19 protein-coding genes are annotated in these 17,801 nt (G+C 59.3%); 10 read left to right on the top strand and 9 right to left on the bottom strand.

What is annotated here, in order from left to right; genetic code table 11:
• The 3 genes from PFH44_RS08390 to PFH44_RS08380 form a co-directional block, all read right to left on the bottom strand.
• Positions 1–212: triphosphoribosyl-dephospho-CoA synthase (locus PFH44_RS08390; protein ID WP_283824792.1), on the bottom strand; the 212-nt coding region annotated here is incomplete at its 3' end.
• Positions 212–1,867 carry a malonate decarboxylase subunit alpha gene (gene mdcA, locus PFH44_RS08385; RefSeq protein ID WP_283824791.1) on the bottom strand — a complete coding sequence of 552 codons (1,656 nt, stop codon included), beginning with the start codon at positions 1,865–1,867 and terminating at the stop codon, positions 212–214. The genes PFH44_RS08390 and mdcA, both read right to left, overlap by 1 nt.
• A 204-nt stretch (positions 1,868–2,071) precedes the next feature.
• Complete coding sequence (locus PFH44_RS08380; protein WP_045858426.1) at positions 2,072–3,106, bottom strand: AI-2E family transporter; 1,035 nt, start codon at positions 3,104–3,106, stop codon at positions 2,072–2,074.
• Between the two features lie 554 nt (positions 3,107–3,660).
• Between PFH44_RS08380 and mdtJ the strand changes: the two genes are divergently transcribed.
• From mdtJ to PFH44_RS08365, 3 genes are all read left to right on the top strand, one after another.
• Positions 3,661–4,023, top strand: coding sequence for a multidrug/spermidine efflux SMR transporter subunit MdtJ (mdtJ, locus tag PFH44_RS08375; RefSeq protein ID WP_283824790.1), 363 nt, complete (start codon positions 3,661–3,663; stop codon positions 4,021–4,023).
• Complete coding sequence (gene mdtI, locus PFH44_RS08370; RefSeq protein ID WP_045858422.1) at positions 4,010–4,339, top strand: multidrug/spermidine efflux SMR transporter subunit MdtI; 330 nt, start codon at positions 4,010–4,012, stop codon at positions 4,337–4,339. Before mdtJ ends, mdtI begins: the two co-directional genes overlap by 14 nt.
• Before the next feature lie 105 nt (positions 4,340–4,444).
• Positions 4,445–6,601, top strand: a complete 2,157-nt coding sequence (locus PFH44_RS08365) for a putative bifunctional diguanylate cyclase/phosphodiesterase (protein WP_283824789.1) — start codon at positions 4,445–4,447, stop codon at positions 6,599–6,601.
• Between the two features lie 3 nt (positions 6,602–6,604).
• On the opposite strand, the gene PFH44_RS08360 is transcribed toward PFH44_RS08365, so the two are convergent.
• The gene (locus PFH44_RS08360; RefSeq protein WP_045858417.1) at positions 6,605–7,417 is read right to left on the bottom strand and encodes a trypsin-like serine peptidase; all 813 of its coding nucleotides are present in this window, start codon (positions 7,415–7,417) and stop codon (positions 6,605–6,607) included.
• Between the two features lie 654 nt (positions 7,418–8,071).
• Positions 8,072–8,989: a LysR substrate-binding domain-containing protein gene (locus PFH44_RS08355; protein ID WP_283824788.1), complete on the bottom strand. Its 918-nt coding sequence runs from the start codon at positions 8,987–8,989 to the stop codon at positions 8,072–8,074.
• A gap of 116 nt (positions 8,990–9,105) precedes the next feature.
• Between PFH44_RS08355 and PFH44_RS08350 the strand changes: the two genes are divergently transcribed.
• Positions 9,106–9,717, top strand: a complete 612-nt coding sequence (locus PFH44_RS08350) for a LysE family translocator (RefSeq protein WP_283824787.1) — start codon at positions 9,106–9,108, stop codon at positions 9,715–9,717.
• Between the two features lie 53 nt (positions 9,718–9,770).
• Positions 9,771–10,025 carry a hypothetical protein gene (locus PFH44_RS08345; RefSeq protein ID WP_045858412.1) on the top strand — a complete coding sequence of 85 codons (255 nt, stop codon included), beginning with the start codon at positions 9,771–9,773 and terminating at the stop codon, positions 10,023–10,025.
• A gap of 11 nt (positions 10,026–10,036) precedes the next feature.
• Here PFH44_RS08345 and ydgU read toward each other — a convergent pair whose 3' ends face one another.
• From ydgU to PFH44_RS08335, 3 genes are all read right to left on the bottom strand, one after another.
• Entirely contained in the window at positions 10,037–10,120 is an 84-nt protein-coding gene (gene ydgU / locus PFH44_RS28070) for a small membrane protein YdgU (RefSeq protein ID WP_095103248.1), read from the bottom strand.
• Between the two features lie 69 nt (positions 10,121–10,189).
• Positions 10,190–10,615, bottom strand: coding sequence for an acid resistance repetitive basic protein Asr (gene asr / locus PFH44_RS08340; RefSeq protein ID WP_283824786.1), 426 nt, complete (start codon positions 10,613–10,615; stop codon positions 10,190–10,192).
• 174 nt (positions 10,616–10,789) lie between these two features.
• Complete coding sequence (locus PFH44_RS08335; protein WP_128878077.1) at positions 10,790–12,277, bottom strand: carboxypeptidase M32; 1,488 nt, start codon at positions 12,275–12,277, stop codon at positions 10,790–10,792.
• 187 nt (positions 12,278–12,464) lie between these two features.
• Here PFH44_RS08335 and PFH44_RS08330 point away from each other — a divergent pair, with 187 nt between their 5' ends.
• The 3 genes from PFH44_RS08330 to PFH44_RS08320 all read left to right on the top strand — a co-directional run bounded on the left by PFH44_RS08330 (position 12,465) and on the right by PFH44_RS08320 (position 14,145).
• Positions 12,465–13,310 (top strand): AraC family transcriptional regulator, encoded by an 846-nt coding sequence (locus PFH44_RS08330; protein ID WP_045858409.1) that lies wholly within the window; start codon positions 12,465–12,467, stop codon positions 13,308–13,310.
• Between the two features lie 37 nt (positions 13,311–13,347).
• Positions 13,348–13,935, top strand: coding sequence for a LysE family translocator (locus tag PFH44_RS08325; protein WP_045858407.1), 588 nt, complete (start codon positions 13,348–13,350; stop codon positions 13,933–13,935).
• A 117-nt stretch (positions 13,936–14,052) separates the two neighbouring features.
• Positions 14,053–14,145 carry a KPN_01571 family protein gene (locus PFH44_RS08320; protein ID WP_217698319.1) on the top strand — a complete coding sequence of 31 codons (93 nt, stop codon included), beginning with the start codon at positions 14,053–14,055 and terminating at the stop codon, positions 14,143–14,145.
• Between the two features lie 33 nt (positions 14,146–14,178).
• Here PFH44_RS08320 and PFH44_RS08315 read toward each other — a convergent pair whose 3' ends face one another.
• Positions 14,179–15,432, bottom strand: a complete 1,254-nt coding sequence (locus PFH44_RS08315) for an MFS transporter (RefSeq protein ID WP_283824785.1) — start codon at positions 15,430–15,432, stop codon at positions 14,179–14,181.
• Between the two features lie 117 nt (positions 15,433–15,549).
• Between PFH44_RS08315 and PFH44_RS08310 the strand changes: the two genes are divergently transcribed.
• Positions 15,550–16,452, top strand: a complete 903-nt coding sequence (locus PFH44_RS08310) for a LysR family transcriptional regulator (protein ID WP_045858403.1) — start codon at positions 15,550–15,552, stop codon at positions 16,450–16,452.
• Between the two features lie 124 nt (positions 16,453–16,576).
• Positions 16,577–17,797: a sugar metabolism global transcriptional regulator Mlc gene (gene mlc / locus PFH44_RS08305; protein ID WP_045858401.1), complete on the top strand. Its 1,221-nt coding sequence runs from the start codon at positions 16,577–16,579 to the stop codon at positions 17,795–17,797.
• Positions 17,798–17,801: the final 4 nt, after the last annotated feature.

The following is a 17,801-nucleotide window of genomic DNA, read 5'->3' as shown; positions in this document are numbered from 1 at the left end:
CTTTGCTGGGCCAGCTGCAGAAACGTTGGGGCCAGGCTGTGCGCCGAGCGCTCCATCAGCGCCAAAGAGAGGTCGTGATGGGCGCCGTTTCCCCGGCTGTCCACCAGACCCGGCTTCGGGCTTAATCGCGCTTCGTCGATCAGACAGTCGCGGGCGATAAACGCCAGCTCTTCTGCCTGCACCTCGGCATAAGTCTGTGACAGGAGTTTCATTACCAGCTCCGGAATTTTGCCGGTGGGTTATAAAGTCCGTCGGACCACTCCACCAGATCGGCTACGCTGCCGGCGGCCAGCAGGGAGCGGGTCGCGTCGCTGCGGCGAATGCCGATGTCTTCCGGATAAACCACCTTGCCGCTCTGGCGCAGCGCGGCAACGCGCTTCGCGTCGACGCCAAGGCCGATATCGGTGATCCCGGCGACCGCCGCCACCATCGCCCGGCGCTCTTCCAGGCTTTCGGCACGGTAGAGGTAGGCAATGCCTTCTTCGGTGAGCACGTGGGTGACGTCATCGCCGTAGATCATTACCGGCGCCAGCGGCATGCCGGAGGCTTTCGCTACCTCGATAGCATCGAGTTTTTCGACGAAGGTGGGCTTCACGCCGGCCTGGAAGGTTTCGACCATCTGCACGACGAGTTTTTTACCGCGCTGCATCGGGTCGGGCTCGGTGATCATATTCAGCCAGGCCGGGGTTGCGTGGCGGCGGCCGTGCGGGTCGTGGCCCATATTGGGCGCGCCGCCGAAGCCGGACAGCCGGCCGCGGGTCACCGTGGACGAGTTGGCCAGGCCGTCAACCTGCAGGGTTGAGCCGATAAACATATCGACCGCATATTGCCCCGCCAGCTGGCAGAAGGCGCGGTTGGAGCGCATGGAGCCGTCGGCGCCGGTGAAGAACACGTCCGGACGGGCGCGGATGTACTCTTCCATTCCCAGCTCGCCGCCGAAGCAGTGCACGCTTTCGACCCAGCCGCTTTCGATAGCCGGGATCAGCGTCGGGTGCGGGTTGAGCGTCCAGTGTTTACAAATTTTTCCCTTCAGGCCCAGCCGTTCGCCGTAGGTCGGCAGCAGCAGCTCGATAGCGGCGGTGTTAAAGCCGATACCGTGGTTAAGAGACTGCACCTGATGCTCGGCGTAGATGCCCTTAATGGCCATCATCGCCATCAGGATATGCTCCTGCTTGATCAGGCGCGGGTCGCGGGTGAACAGCGGTTCGATAAAGAACGGCTTATCGGCGACCACCACGTAATCGATCCACGAACCCGGAATATCCACGCGCGGCAGGTCGCACTCGTCGTCGACCAGTTCGTTCACCTGGGCAATCACGATGCCGTCGTGGAAGGCCGCGGCCTCAACCAGCGCCGGGGTGTCTTCGGTGCTCGGCCCGGTATAGAGGTTGCCTTTGCGGTCCGCTTTATAGCCGGCAATCAGCGCGACGTTCGGCGAAAGATCGACGTACAGGCGGGAGTAGAGCTCGATATAGGTGTGGATGGCGCCGATCTCCAGCAGACCGTCCTCCAGCAGCTGCGAGATGCGCAGGCTCTGTGTGCCGGAGAAGGAGAAGTCGAGCTTGCGGGCGATGCCCTTTTCAAAAAGGTCCAGATGCTCGCTGCGCCCGACGCTCGGCATGATCATATGCAGGTCGTGGACTTTTTGCGGGTTTACCTCCGCCAGCATGCGGGAGAGGAAGTCGGCCTGCTTCTGGTTATTGCCTTCCAGCACCACGCGATCGCCGGGGGCGAGCAGATGCTCCAGCGCGTCGACCAGCTGTGCGCTGGGGATAACCTTACCGGAGACGTTGGCGGCGGCCAGTCGCCGCTGCTTTTCCGTCCGGCGGCGGTTCCAGACCCGTCCCGTCGTTTGTTCGGCATTCATTATTAACCTCCTGATTCGACAAATCGTTTTGACTGTCATGGTGTGGAAGTTAGTGTGCGACGCGCGGCGCAGGGCATCAATTAAGCCCGCGGGCAGATTGTTAGCTTAAGAGTAATGAATGACGGACGCAGGATGTGACGAGGATCAATAATGCTAAAGGAGTAGTGGTCTACGGGCCGGCTGGCCCGTAGTGGGAGTGGGGGGTTAATCCTTGCTGAGGTCGCTCAGCAGGAAGGCGATGCTTTGTCCGCTCTCGCTCTGTTCAAGGGCAATTTTGACAATGATGGTCAGCGGCACCGACAGCAGCATCCCCACCGGCCCCAGCAGCCAGCCCCAAAAAATCAGCGACAGGAATACCACCAGCGTTGAGAGCCCGAGCCCGCGCCCCATAATCCGCGGCTCGAGAATATTGCCGAACACCAGGTTGATCACCAGATAGCCCGCGAGCACGATCAGCGCGTCATACAGGCCGCCGAACACCAGCACCTGTAAAATAGGCGGAATGGCCGCCAGCACCGAGCCGATATTGGGAATATAGTTGAGCGCGAAAGCCAGCAGCCCCCACACAAAGGCAAAGCGTACCTCCAGCAGCACCAGCATGCCCCAGACGACCAGCCCGGTGACCAGGCTAATGGCGGTTTTCAGCACCAGATAGTGCGAGACGCTGTCGAGCGCGCGCTGGATTGCGCCCATGCCTTCAACCGGGCGGGTCATCAGCTGCTGCAGCTTGGCCGGCAGCTGCGGCACCTCCAGCAGCATAAACACCACCGTCAGCAGCAGCAGGAAGATCGACGACATGGCGTTAGAGAGCTGGGTGAGCAGGCCGGTGACCATCGTCATCACCGCGTTGGGGTCAATATATTTGTTCAGCTCGACGACGGAAACGGTAAAGCCGAACCGCTGCAGCCACGGCGTGATGGTCTGCACCGGTTCGGATAGCGAGGCGCGGTACTGCGGCAGGGTGCGCGCCAGCTCGTTCAGGGAGGTGCCCAGCGAGGCCAGCAGGACTATCGCCAGCATAACGATTGCGCTGATTAAGAGCGAGATCGCCAGCACCCGCGGGACCCGGCAGCGCACCATCAGCTGCACCAGAGGGTTAAGGACCACCGCGAGAAACAGCGCCAGAACGAAGGGGACGATAATATCCGCGGCGAAGCGGATGCCGGTAAGGATGATGACCAGCATGCCCAGCATGATGACAATCTTTAATCCGTTAAGAGTGATGATGGGTTTGGCCATACGAATCCCTGAAAATAGAGCCTGTTTTCCTCACATTGTAGACGCAGATGCGGATAAAAAATCACGACTTTTTTGCGTGTACAGCGTGCAGTATTTGTCCGCCACGCCTCTGCCGCCGCCGATAAAATCATCAGGCGACAAAATTAAAATAACGGCGCGCCATCATAATGGCGATCGGCATCAGAAAAAGCTAATCTAAATCAAATAGCCGAGGTAAAGAAATGCAAAGGCTTTGAGAATAATGTAGCATTATGCTACAAATTAGCTGTGTATAACTACCGAGGACAATTTTCATCCGCAATGACGAGAAGCAATACCGCGGATAATTGTAATTTTATGGACAATCAGTTCAGTACCTATATTTGTAATCACCCTTCGTTTTCCCGCACAAACTCACGCTTCGCTGGCGAACAGCACTGGCGTTCAGCGCTTTAGACCCCTCTCTCTGCCTGAGCTGGCGCAGCCTTGCGCACGGCTAAATCTACGTCAGAATTTTTCGGTTTACCTTTGCTGTAGGCCGTAATGGATTATATTCTCAAGCAGGAGAAGGGATCATGTTTTATTGGATTTTATTAGCGCTTGCTATCGTTGCAGAAATTACCGGGACCCTTTCTATGAAATGGGCGAGCGTCAGCGGTGGCCACACCGGTTTTATTTTGATGCTGGCAATGATTGCGCTTTCATATATTTTTCTGGCCTTCGCGGTTAAAAAAATTGCCCTCGGCGTGGCCTACGCGCTGTGGGAAGGTATCGGCATTTTGCTGATCACGTTGTTCAGCGTCCTGCTGTTTGACGAGACGCTCTCGGTAGTCAAAATGGCGGGTCTGGCGACGCTGGTGGTCGGGATTGTTCTCATCAAGTCCGGCACCAAAAAGGCGGTGAAGCAGCCAGAAGAGAGGACCCATGCAACAGTTTGAGTGGATCCATGCGGCCTGGCTGGCGCTGGCCATCGTGCTGGAGATTGCCGCTAACGTCTTCCTGAAGTTTTCTGACGGCTTTCGCCGCAAGATCTACGGCGCGTTGTCACTGCTCGCCGTGCTGGGCGCGTTCAGCGCGCTATCGCAGGCGGTGAAGGGGATTGAGCTGTCGGTAGCCTATGCGCTCTGGGGCGGCTTCGGTATCGCGGCAACCATCACCGCCGGCTGGGTCCTGTTCGGCCAGCGTTTGAACAGCAAAGGCTGGATCGGCGTGATGCTGTTGATTATCGGGATGGTGTTAATAAAACTGGCCTGATTGAACGCCGCCTGCCCGCGCAGGCGGCAAAATCTGTTCTCTGTATTACTCTTTAAAAAAGAGTATATTCGGTGCTTTTTTTCCCAGCCGCGATGAGGACAGATAATGGTTAACTTGCCTGGTTGGCGTCATCTTCCTTCGGCCAAAACGCTTGCGGTCATTATTCTCCTCGCCGGAACAGGCCTGATTGCTTCCGTTATTTCCCTGCTTTATCTGTCGCAGCACCTGATTGGCATCAAGGCGAACGAGATCGACCGCCACCGCTCGGTGCTTTCGGTTAACGGCGCGGTGCAGACCTCGGTGAACCGCGTAATGTCGCTGGTGCTGGATAACTCCATCTGGGACGACGCCGTTAAGCAGACCTATGCCCCAACGCTCGATACCAAATGGCTGTTTGATTCCTGGGGTTCGGGCTTCAAAATAAATAACCTCTACGATGGTACCTTTGTCCTCGATCAGCACTACCGGGTGCTGTGGGGATCGTTTCGCAGTCAGTCCTTTAATGAGTCGGATATCGGCTTTTTTGGCCGCGGGCTGCAGTCGATGATCGCCGAGCACGGCGCGGCGCTGCGCAACGGAACCAGCGCCTACGCCGGGATAACCCGAACCCGGGAGGGGATTGCCTTTATCGCTATTGGCCTGATACGCCCGACCATGGGCCGCCTGCAGGTGTACGACGATACGCGGCGCTATCTGGTGATTACCCGACACATCAACCCCGATATGCTGCAAAAGCTCGGGGATACTTTTCAAATTCGTCATCTGCACACCACCGAAACCAGCGGCGACTATAGCGTGGCGCTGCGCACCAACGCCGGGGAGATTATTAGCTACCTCAGCTGGCAGCCGCGGCTGCCGGGAGCGGAGGCGGCTCAGGCGGCATCCGGCAGCATTCGCCTGATCGCGCTGGTGGCCGCCAGCCTGATCCTGCTGTTCATCCTCTTTAGCTGCCTGGGGCTGTATAAGCTGGCGCGCGGGGAAAAGCTGGCGCGCACCATCGCCATGACCGACTGGCTGAGCCGGCTGCCCAACCGGCGGGCGCTGATTGAGCGCCTCAACGTGGTGTGTGAACGATCGCAGCACGAGTTGCAGAGCGTGGTGTTTATCGACCTCGACGGCTTTAAAGACGTTAACGATAACTACGGGCACGACGTCGGCGATGCGCTGATTACCCACGTCGCCCGCGAGCTGCAGGAGAGGGTGCCCGCCGGGGGAATGCTGGCGCGCATGGGCGGGGACGAGTTTGCCATGACCGTCGGCGGCGAGCAGGCGATAAGCCAGGCGTCGGCGTTCGCCTGGGCGGTGCTGGAAATGCTGAAATCGCCGATTGACCTGAACGATCGCAAAATCTATATCAGCGCCAGCCTCGGGATCGCCAGCGGAGCGCCGGCCCTGTGCTCCAGCACCGAGCTTTTCCGCCGCGCCGATATCGCCATGTATCATTCGAAGAAGACCGGAAAGGGGCGCACAATCTGGTACGACGAGGCGCTAAGCGACGCCAGGCAGTATCAGCTGAATCTGGAAAACGGCATCCGTCAGGGGCTTGAAAACGACGAGTTTGACGTCTGGTATCAGCCGATAGTCAACGCCGGAACCCTGACCATAGAAGGCGTGGAGGCGCTGATACGCTGGCCGCGGCGTCCCCAGGGCGCGCTGCCGCCGGACGCCTTTATCAGCGTCGCCGAGAGCAGCGGCCTGATTTACGCGCTCGGCCAGTTTGTGCTCCATCGCGCCTGCTGCGACCTGCAGCCGATGGGGGACCTGATGCTGTCGGTTAATATCTCGCCGGCGCAGTTTCGCGACCCGGAGTTTGAGTCGCGGGTGGTGCAGGTCCTCGCCCGCTGCCATTTCCCGGCCTGTCGCCTGCAGGTTGAAGTCACCGAGAGCTACGTGATGGAGAACCCCGAACGCGCCCGCGCGGCCATTGAAAACATGAAGGCGCTGGGGGCGGCCGTTGCGCTGGATGATTTTGGCATCGGCTACTCCAGTATTGGCTATCTGCGCAGCTTCAGTTTTGACACGCTGAAGATTGATAAATCGCTGGCCGGGCTGGTGGACACCGATCCGCAGGCGGCAGAGCTGGTGCGCGGTACCGTGCGCATCGCCGGCGCGCTGGGCATGACGGTGGTGGCGGAGGGAGTGGAAAATCAGCAGCAGCTGGCGCTGCTGCGTCGTGCGGGATGCGATAAGCTGCAGGGCTACTATTTTAGCGAGCCGATGCCGATTGCCTCTTTGCTTCAGCTGCGCCAGCAGCAGGGGTAGCGGTTACTCGCCGGCCAGCGTTTCCAGCTTGTCGCGAAAACCGGTCACCGAAATGGCCCGATTGTCCGCGCGCCAGCGATCCTTCGGCCCCGGCGCCGAGCTCTGGACGGCAATCACCTGCCAGCCGCTTTCGGTTTTTAACAGCAGCGGGGAACCGCTATCGCCGGGTAGGGTATCGCACTGGTGCGACAGAACCGAGGTTTGGGCCCAGCCGGTCACGATGCAGTCCTGATGGTTGTACAGATTATCGAGGTGATCTTCCGGGTAGCCGGACTGAGTCACCTTGCGCTCGGCGACCTTTAGCGCGGCGGTCAGGTCGGCCTTACTGCCGGGAAACAGCGGGATCGGGTCGATTCCGGAAGGCGCATAGCGCAGCACGACTAAGCCAAAGTCCGAAGGCGCGGCGGCGGAGGGGACTATCCAGCCGTCACCGTCGGCCTTCAGGCGCCTGCCTAATGACGGGTCCACGCGACCCTCGACGCCGTGAATTTCGTAAACCCAGCCGTTTTTGCGCGAGATAAAGCGCAGGGCGACGACTTTATCCGGCTTGCCCTTCGGCGGCGTCAGCAGGCAGTGCCCGGCGGTCAGCGCCAGGTTGGGGGAGATCAGGGTGGCGGTGCACAGATTGCCGCTGGCCGTTTCCAGCTGGCCGATGGCGTCCCACGGGGCGTCGGCGGGGTTGCTTACCGGCTTGCGGTCATCATGACCAAAAAACAGGGTCTTGATATCTTTCGCGCTCATGCCGTCATCGTCAGCCTGTGCAAGCAGAGGAAACAGGCAAAATGAACACAGTAACAACAGTACGTCTCTACGCATATCACTCTCTGAGGAGATAATTATACTCACCACCCTGCTGGCCACCCGAGTGCGCCGGGGATGATTTTGGTTATATTGAAAGTAGCAGGAGATTTAAGTTTATGAAAGTTAACAGTAATTTTAATTAAATCAGCACGCCGTCAGCCCCCGGTAAAGTTGCCGCTTTGAACGCAAAGAAGGTCGATAACTCAACCAGTTAGCGCGCATTTTTTGCTGCTGTCATTTCCGCAGAAACCGACCCTGGAAGCAACAGATATCGGGTTACAGAAAGTACCAAAAAGAGGGCGCCATCTGCGGCCGGACATGATGCGTTTTTCCGGCGTTTGTTAATAAAAATCATTTGAGTAATGCTATATAAAACAGACAACTTCACAAAAAACCGTCCTTTTTTACACCATTTGTGCTTACTTGCAAAACGAAACATTTTCTCACTCAAAAGGCTGTTATTGATAGCAGCCGTTGAGCAAGCAGAGATGTTGTCCCCGCGATGATATCGGTGATTTCTGGCTCCAGTCTCGGGAGGACGTATGTCGAAAAAAGGTATTCGTGCGTTGGTTTATGTCTCCGTTGTGTCCGTCTTTATCTGGGGCGCTGCGGGGTATCTGGTGGCGCAGGCGGTCAGCGTTTTGTAAGCCATCACCACATTGCTGCACGTCATCGCGGGGCTTTTCCCCGACGAAGGATCCCGTCGGGAAAAGGCCCCGGAACATGCGCGAGCAAAAACGCCTGCAGCAGAGCAATCGGCTGCGGGCTGAGCGTATTTGCCGACCACACCAGATAGTATCCCTCACCGGTAGCGACGGCCTGCGAAAACGGCAGCGTCAGCAGTCCCGCCCGCAGCGCCTGCTGGCTAAGCAGCAGATCGCCCACCGAAACGCCGTGACCGCTCATGGCCGCCATATTGCCCTGTTCCAGGCTATCGAAAACCAGCCCCTGGGAGAGATCGACCGCCGGATGCTGCCCGCTATGCTGCAGCCAGCGCCGCCAGTCCCGGCGGTCGGTGGTCGGGTGAATCAGCGGGCAGGAGGCTAAATCTTCCCGCGCCGCCGGTGTCATTGCCGGCGCGCAGATCGGGATCAGCCACTCGGCGAACAGCAGCGTCTGGCGCTTATCCGCGCCAAAGTTCCCGTCACCGAGGAGGATCGCGCAGTCGTACGGTTCCCGCGCGAAATCAACGCTGTCCTTGTCCATCCATACGCTGCTGAGCTCGATTTCAGGGCGCTGATGCTGCTGGCGAAAGCGCTGCAGTACCTCCAGCAGCCAGCGCATGGTTAGCGTCGAGGGAGCCTTCAGCCGCAGCTTTCCTGCCTGTCGGCGCAGCGAATGGCAGGCCCTGTCGATGGCCGAAAAGCTCTCCTCCAGCGCGTGTGCCAGCTGCCGTCCGGCATCGGTGATGATCACCTTTGGCCCCTGACGAATAAACAGCCGGCACTCGAACCACGCCTCCAGGGTAGCGATATGCCGGCTGACGGCGCCGGGGGTTACGTGCAGCGCGGCGGCGGCCCGGCTAAACGAGCCCAGACGCGCGGCGGTTTCAAACGCGCGCAGGGCGTAGAGGGGAGGCGTCGACATCGTCATGGTTCTCTATTGTGAGTCATACTCACATTCAAACTCACCATTTCTCGTTTTTCAACCTGTTAATCAAAGAACAGAATGCAGAACTCTAAATCATTAAGTGAGTTATTATCATGAACTACATGCTGGTGGCGGGATATTGTCTGACGGTCGTGGCCCTGATTGCGACCCCGGGGCCGGTGGTGCTGCTGGTGACCGGGACCGCGGCGCGGGAGGGTTACGCCCGGGCGATACGGACGATGATCGGCGGCAATCTGGCCTCGCTGCTGCTGATTGCCGTCGCCGCGGCAACGCTGACCGGCGCGCTGCACCTCGATCCGCAGGCGCTGACGCTGGTGGCGATCGGCGGATCGCTGTACGTTGCCTTTCTGGCGGTAGGCATGCTGCGCGAAACCTCAGCCGCTCGCCCGGCGGCCCGGCGCGGCGGGCTGACGGCGGGATTTATCACCGCCCTGGGTAATCCCAAAGACATTCTGTTTTTTGTCGCGTTTTTTCCGCAGTTTATCCATATCACCGCCGATAGCGGCACGAGCCTTGGGATCCTGACCGCGCTGTGGGTGGTTATCGACCTCAGCGTACTCTCATTTTATATTCTCGCCATTCATCGCTGGCTGACGCCGGCGCACACCCGGCTGTTAACGACGATTTCGGCCGCTTTCCTGCTGGTCCTGGCCCTCTACGGCCTTGGCTACAATCTCTGGCAATTAATCGGTAGTCGGGCCTAGGTCCGCGTAAAAAGGCTATGGTTGAAGGGGGCTACCGGTGAGGAGAGTGAACGATGATCGAGAATGACGCGCTGCGCGCGACGGCAAACGGTGAAAGAGACGATATTGCGCCCGCGCTTTTCGCCGCCGAGCTTCTGGCTGCCCGGGAGAGAATTACGCAGCTGGAGCGGCAGCTGGCAACGCCGGTGAGGCTGCCGGTGTGCTGTGCGAGTCCGGTCTGTGAGATTGAAGCGGGCTATGCGGCAGGGGTCAGCGATTGTCGAAATGCGATACGTCAGGCGGGTTATCCGATCGAAGGGGATGATTAAGCGCTGCCGCGTTAATAGAGAAAAAAGCGGGTCGCAACCAGCGCACAGATAATCAGCAGGATCAGAATGAGCTCGAAACGGTAGCGCCGCAGCATAGTATCCTCCAGAAAAAAACGGCGCTGAAGCAGCGCCGATTTATTACGATACCAGACTAACCGGATTAATTATGCAGCCGGCTGTGCAGCAGGTTTAGCCGCAGCGTGGTGTTTAGCTTTGTGGTGTTTTTTAGCAGCCTGAGCTTTCTGGGCTACGGCCGGTTTAGCAGCGGCTTTGTGGTGTTTTTTTGCGGCCTGAGCTTTCTGGGCTACGGCTGGTTTAGCGGCGGCTTTGTGGTGCTTTTTAGCGGCCTGGGCTTTCTGAGCGGCAGCCGGTTTAGCTGCTGCTTTTTTGTGTTTTTTAGCAGCCTGAGCTTTCTGCTCTGCGGCTGGTTTAGCGGCGGCTTTATGGTGTTTTTTGTGATGAGTGGTCTTGGCAGTGGTGCTGTGAGTTGCAGCAGCCGGAGCCTGAGTGGTGCTTACCGCATCAGCAGCGAAAGCAGCAGAAGACAGACCCATAGCAGCGGCAACGACCAGAGCTAATACTTTTTTCATTCTGATATCCTCGAAAAGGTTTTTTTCATTCAACCCCACTGCGGGGCCGGTGAAAGAACTATAAGCTTCTCTTTTCGAGCTTTCCGTGAGTGTTTGGTATCGGCGTGTAACCGAATGTACGACGCGGTTCATCATGCAGAAATAATGCGCCGGGACGTTGCCCGGCGCGGAGTTTTACAGATAGCGGGAGGTCAGATGCTGGCGGAAGTAGTCGCTGTTCAAATCTTCCCCGGTGGCGTTGTGAATCAGCTGGGAAGTGGTGAAGCGGCTGCCGTGCTGCCAGATGTTCTGCTGCAGCCAGTCGAACAGGCTGGAGAAGTCGCCGCTGGCAATCTGGCTCTCGAGCTGCGGTAAGGCGCGTCTGGCGGCCGCCATCAGCTGCGCCGCGTACATCGCCCCCAGGGTATAGGAAGGGAAGTAGCCAAAGCCGCCGTCGGTCCAGTGAATATCCTGCATACAGCCGTTGCGATAGTTACCGGTGGTGGAGAGTCCCAGCCAGCTCTGCATTTTTTCATCCCACAGCGCCGGGATATCGTCAACCTCGATGTCGCCATCGATCAGCGCTCGCTCAATCTCGTAGCGCAGAATGACGTGCGCCGGATAGCTGACCTCATCGGCGTCCACGCGGATAAAACCGGGCTTAACGCGCTGATTCCAGGCAACGAAGTTCTCGCTGCTGAACGCCGGCTGCTCGCCGAAGCGCTGGCGCACGGCAGGCAGCAGGCGGTTTAAAAACGCGTCGCTGCGGCCCAGCTGCATTTCGAAAAACAGGCTTTGTGATTCGTGGATCGCCGTCGAGCGGGCGAGGGCGACCGGCTGATCGATCCAGGTGCGCGGCAAATTCTGCTCATAGCGGGCGTGGCCCGTTTCGTGGATAACGCCAAACAGCGCGCTCAGCAGATCGTCTTCGTTGTAGCGGGTGGTGATACGCACGTCCTGCGGCACGCCGCCGCAGAACGGATGGGCGCTGATATCCAGACGCCCGGCGTTGAAGTCAAAGCCCAGCACGCGCATCGCTTCCAGCCCCAGCTCGCGCTGTTCGGCGATAGGGAACGGGCCCTGCGGCGCGATGAGCGGATGCCGGGCCTGTTTCTCAACCACGTTCGCCAGCAGCGACGGCAGCCAGGATTTGAGGTCGGCAAACAGCACGTCCAGCCGGGCGCTGGTCATATCGGGTTCAAAAATATCCAGCAGGGCATCGTACGGCGAACAGCCCTTCGCTTCGGCGCGCAGAGCGGCCTCCTGGCGGCTCAGCCTGACGACTTCGCGCAGGTTATCGGCGAAGCCTTCCCAGTCATTGGCCGGACGCTGGCTGCGCCAGGCGTGCTCGCAGCGGCTGCCGGCCAGCGATTTAGCCTCAACGAGGCTCTCCGGCAGCAGGGCCGCCTGGGCGTGCTGGCGGGTCATTTCGCGCAGGTTGGCCTGCTCAACGTCGTTAAGATCTTCCTGCAGGGCGTTCTGCAGCGCCTGAGCCACGCTCTTATCGGTCAGGATTTGGTGCTGCAGCACGCCCAGCTCCGCCAGCGCCGCACCGCGTGCCGCGCTGCCGCCTGGCGGCATCATGGCGAACATATCCCACCCGGCAATGGCGCCCAGATGTGAAAAGCGCGACAGGCGCTGGAAAGTATGGGTAAGCTGCTGATAGTTTTTGTTTTCTGCCATAGTAAATTCTGACCTGTTGCAAGTGAACGAGAGGCATAGCCTGTTGACCCCTACACTATCCTGATCCTCCGGGCGGGTCGAGCGACGCGAGTGAATTGCCTGCCGGAATTGGCACTGCGCTGAACTGCACAAATCTTCCAGACAGGCGTAAAAGGATAGACAATGCTGATGGCGTGGGGGAGAGATTATGACAAACGACTGGCTTGAGCTGCGACAGCATGCAGATTCGGGAATTGAAACCATCAAGGCGCACTTCGAGGGGCATGCCTACGATCCGCACTGGCACGACAGCTATCTGGTGGGGATAACCCTGTCCGGGACCCAGCAGTTTTCCTGCCGCAGAGAGCGCCATCGCAGCCATCCCGGCGACGCCTTCCTGCTTGAGCCCGGCGAGATCCACGACGGCGATGCGCCGGTGGCGGGGGGCTTCACCTATCTGACCTTCTATCTCGACGAACGCTGGCTGACGCACACCCTGCAGGGCCTCTACGAGTCGGTTCCCGGCAGCTACTCGCTCCATTTTCCCCGCACCCTGACCCGCGAGCCGCGGCTGGTTCGGGCTATCGGCGAGACGTTTTCGACGCTGCACGGCAATGAGATGCGCATCGTGCAGCAGAGCCGTATGGACGACCTGCTGGCCCAGCTCACCGCGCACTGCAGCTGGCGGAAGAAGCTGCCGTCGCATATCCAGAGCGCGGCGGTGGCGCACCGGGCGAGGGATTATCTGTATGCGCATATGGGCGACAATATCGGTCTTGCCGAGCTGGCGGCGGCCACCGGGACCGATCGCTTCACGTTGACGCGCTGTTTTAAGCGTGAGTTTCACCTCGCACCGCACGCGTGGCTTATCCAGCTGCGGCTGGCGAAAGCACGCCAGCTGCTGGCCTGCGGCGAGCTGCCGGTGGACGTCGCCGCCGCGACGGGGTTTGCCGACCAAAGCCATCTTGGCCGCTGGTTCCTGCGTTCGTATCGGCTCACCCCGGCCCACTATCGGCGCCTGTGCACAAACCTTCCAGACGTTTCCAGAAAATAGCCGCACAGTGGTGGCTCCTGACAACAAGGAGTCACCCGTGGATCTGCTGCCCTATCTGCTGTTTGCCTTCGTCGCCTCCATTACCCCCGGGCCGACGAATATCCTGATCCTCACCAACAGCCAGCGCTACGGCGTGCGCGCCACGCTCTCCGCGGTGGTGGGAGCCTGCGTCTCGGCCAGCGTCATCGTCCTGATCTCCGGCGCCGGTGCCGGGGAGCTTTTGCATCATCACCCGCTGGTCCGCCAGCTGATGAGCTGGACCGGCGCGCTGTGGCTGAGCTGGCTCAGCTGGCAGCTCTTTAATGCCCCGGCGCCGAATTTGCAAACGTCCACGGCGGCACGCTTTACCGCTCGCGCGGCCGCGCTGCTGCAGATAGTGAATCCGAAGACGTGGATGATGGCGCTGGCGGTGGTTGGCCTGTTTGCGCCCGCCGGCGAAGGGGCTATGTGGAGCATTGCGCGGATGGCGGCGTGGTTTTTAGTGATTTCGCTGCTGTGCCTGGCGGCCTGGGCGTGGCTGGGACAGATCGTCAACCGGGTCTTTCGCACCCCCGCGGCGCTGGTTCGCTTCCAGCGCGCGATGGCGCTGCTATTGCTGATTTCCGCGTGGGCGGGAATGCTGTAGCAATCCGTCAGCGGCGGCGGTCATCATAATGTCATCATGATGTGGCCAGGATAGCAGATTCTTTCTCAGCCAGCGGCTAAACTCATAGGGAGCCAGGGCCGCTGATGCGGGGTTAATATGAATCCGTTCACCTTGCTGTTTATCGCACTCCTTTCAATCGACGCCGTCAGAGAGCTGCTGGGGGCCTCATCGATACTGGGTATGTGGTGAGCAGCGTGGCCGTGAAGGCCACGTGATTACTCGCTATTTCAGACGCCTGTGCAAACAGGCGCCGGTAACGAGTGCTGCCGTTAGCATCAGGGCAATAAAGCCGCCAACGCCATTCCAGCCGTAGTTATGCCAGAACACCCCGCCTAAGGTCCCGGCAATGCTGGAACCCAGATAGTAGCTAAACAGATACAGCGACGATGCCTGGCCGCGGGCGCGGCGGGCGCCCGGGCCAATCCAGCTGCTGGCGACCGAGTGCGCGGCAAAAAAACCGGCCGAAAAGAGCAGCATGCCGCTGAATATCAGCCACAGCGAGGGGAAAAGCGTCAGCAGCAGGCCGCCAAGCATCACCGCGATAGAAACCAGCATCACCGGGCCGCGTCCGTAGCGGGCGGTCATGGCCCCGGCCTTCGGCGAGCTCCACGTACCGGTTAGATAGGCGACAGAAAGCAGGCCGACCACCGCCTGGTTCAGCGACCACGGCGACATCATCAGACGATAGCCGATGTAGTTAAACAGCGTCACGAAAGCCCCCATCAGCAGGAACCCTTCGAGAAAGAGCAGCGGCAGGCCGCGATCGCGCCAGTGCAGGCGGAAGTTAATCAGCAGGGATTTTGGCCGCAGCGAGGTCGGGCGGAAATGGCGCGACTCCGGTAAAATTCGCCAGAACATAATGGCCGAAGCGAGGGCAAAACAGCCGATCGCCGCCAGCGCCACGCGCCAGCCGAAGAAGTCGGTAAACACCCCGGTGAGCAGGCGTCCGCTCATGCCGCCGATCGAGTTGCCGCTGATGTACAGCCCCATCGAGAAGGCCACCACGCTGGGGTGGATCTCCTCGCTCAGGTAGGTCATGCCAACGGCGGCCACGCCGCTGAGCGACAGGCCGATCAGCGCGCGCATGATTAGGATCCCGTGCCAGGTAGTCATGACCGTTGACAGCAGGGCGCAGCAGGAGGCCAGCACCAGCGCGGTGACCATCACCTTTTTACGCCCGATGGCATCCGAGATGGGGCCGGTAAACAGCAGCCCGACGGCGAGCATGGCGGTGGAAATCGACAGCGAAATACTGCTGCTGGCCGGTGAGATGCCGAACTCGCTCGACAGTACCGGTAGAATCGGCTGCACGCAGTAGAGCAGGGCAAAGGTGGCGAGACCGGCAGAGAACAGCGCCAGGGTGACGCGCATAAACTGAGGGGTACCGCGTTTGATAAACTGATTTGGCTGGGATACCACATTATTGTCGATGACTTCGCTTGCCGGCGCGATGTCAACGGTAGTTGTACGACTCACGGAAAATCCTTGCTGAGAAACTCGGGGTTAGGTGACCTCACAGATCACATTTTTAGAGTATGAAAATGTAAATATTCTGTCTAATATATTAATAATCTCAAATAAGACGTTTTAAATATGAATATCGAGCTGCGCCATCTGCGCTACTTTATAGCCGTCGCCGAAGAGCTCCATTTTGGCCACGCTGCTGCGCGGCTGAATATCTCCCAGCCGCCGCTGAGCCAGCAGATTCAGATCCTCGAGCAGCAGATTGGCGCCCGGCTGTTTGCCCGCACCAACCGCAGCGTCAGCCTGACGGCGGCGGGAAAGCAGTTTCTTGCCGACAGCCGCCAAATCCTCACCCAGGTTGAGGATGCCGCCGCCCGGGCGGGGCGCCTGCACCACGGCGAAACCGGCGAACTGCATATCGGCTTTACCTCCTCGGCGCCGTTTATTAAGGCCGTCTCCGATACCCTGTCGACCTTTCGCCGCCGCTATCCGGACGTGCATATCCAGACCCGGGAAACCAATACCCGGGAACAAATTGTGCCGCTTAACGAAGGGGCGTTAGACCTCGGGCTGATGCGTAACACCCGGCTGCCGGAAACGCTGGTGTGGCAGTGCATTCTGCGTGAACCGCTGCTGGCAATGGTGCCCAGCGATCATCCCCTGGCGCGCCAGGATGCGGTCAGCCTGGCGGATCTGGCGAGCCAGCCGTTCGTCTTTTTTGACCCCCACGTGGGTACCGGGCTGTACGACGATATTCTCGGCCTGATGCGCCGCTACGGCCTCACGCCGACGATAGCTCAGGAGGTCGGCGAGGCGATGACGATTATCGGTCTGGTGTCGTCCGGGCTTGGCGTGTCCATTCTGCCTGCCTCATTTAAGCGGGTTCAGCTCAATGAGATGCGCTGGCTGCCGATCGTCGAGCAGGACGCCGTTTCCGAAATGTGGCTGGTGTGGTCGAAGCACCGCGAGCAGGGACAGGCGGCGCAGCGCTTCCGGGAGCAGCTTCTTCACGCCGCTTTGATGCACAATTAGGACAAAATTAGCTCAAAATTGTGCGGTAAATCACAAGGCTAAGCAAAAATTTGACGTGCACCGTCGAAGTGCTTCACCATAGCTGAAAGTTTATTTCGAAGCGCGAAAATAAAGGGAGTCAACGGTGGTAGCGGATAGTCAGCCTGGCCATATCGATCAAATAAAGCAGACCAATGCAGGAGCAGTGTATCGCCTGATCGATCAGCTTGGCCCGGTATCGCGCATCGATCTCTCCCGTTTTGCCCAGCTGGCGCCGGCCAGTATTACCAAAATTGTCCGCGAGATGCTGGAAGCGCATCTGGTGCAGGAGACGGAAATCCAGGATCCGGGCAGCCGCGGGCGTCCGGCGGTGGGCCTGATGGTGGAAACCGAGGCCTGGCACTATCTTTCCGTGCGCATCAGCCGGGGAGAGATTCACCTCGCGCTGCGCGACTTAAGCAGCAAGCTGGTGGTCGAAGAGCAGCTCGAGCTGGCGCTGCAGCACGAACAGCCTTTCCTGAGCCGGGTCGTTGAGCATATCGACCGCTTTTTTATTCGCCATCAAAAGAAGCTGGAACGCCTGACGGCAATCGCCGTGACCATGCCGGGAATTATTGATACCGAAAATGGCATCATCCATCGGATGCCGTTCTATGACGACGTGAAGGATCTGCCGCTCGGCGAAGTGCTGGCCAACCATACCGGAGTTTCGGTTTATATTCAGCATGATATCAGCGCCTGGACCATGGCGGAGTCGCTGTTTGGCGCCTCCAGAGGGGCGAGAGACGTGATTCAGGTGGTGATTGACCATAACGTCGGCGCCGGGGTGATTACCGACGGTCGCCTGCTGCACGCCGGGAGCAGTAGCCTGGTGGAGATCGGTCATACTCAGGTCGACCCTTACGGCAAGCGCTGCTACTGCGGCAACCACGGCTGTCTGGAAACCATTGCCAGCGTCGAGAGCGTGCTGGAGCTCGCTCAGGTAAGGATGACCAAATCAATGAGCTCAATGCTGCACCAGCAGCCGCTGAGCGTGGAGTGGCTCTGTCAGGCGGCGCTGCAGGGTGATTTGCTGGCTCGCGATATTATCAGCGGCGTCGGCCAGCACGTTGGGCGAATTCTGGCAATCATGGTTAACCTCTTCAATCCGCAAAAAATTCTTATCGGCTCTCCGTTTAGCCTCGCGGCGGATATCCTGTTTCCGGCTATTTCTGACTGCATTCGTCAACAGTCGCTGCCGGCCTATAGCCGACACATTACCGTCGAAAGCACCCAGTTCTCCAACCGCGGAACCATGGCCGGCGCCGCGCTGGTCAAAGATGCCCTCTATAACGGATCGCTGCTGATACGACTGTTACAGGGTTAACATT

This window comes from Klebsiella sp. Ech2A (assembly GCF_030078455.1).
In the GTDB taxonomy this organism is placed as follows: Bacteria; Pseudomonadota; Gammaproteobacteria; order Enterobacterales; family Enterobacteriaceae; genus Klebsiella; species Klebsiella terrigena.
This window is presented reverse-complemented; position numbering and strand designations above follow the sequence as displayed.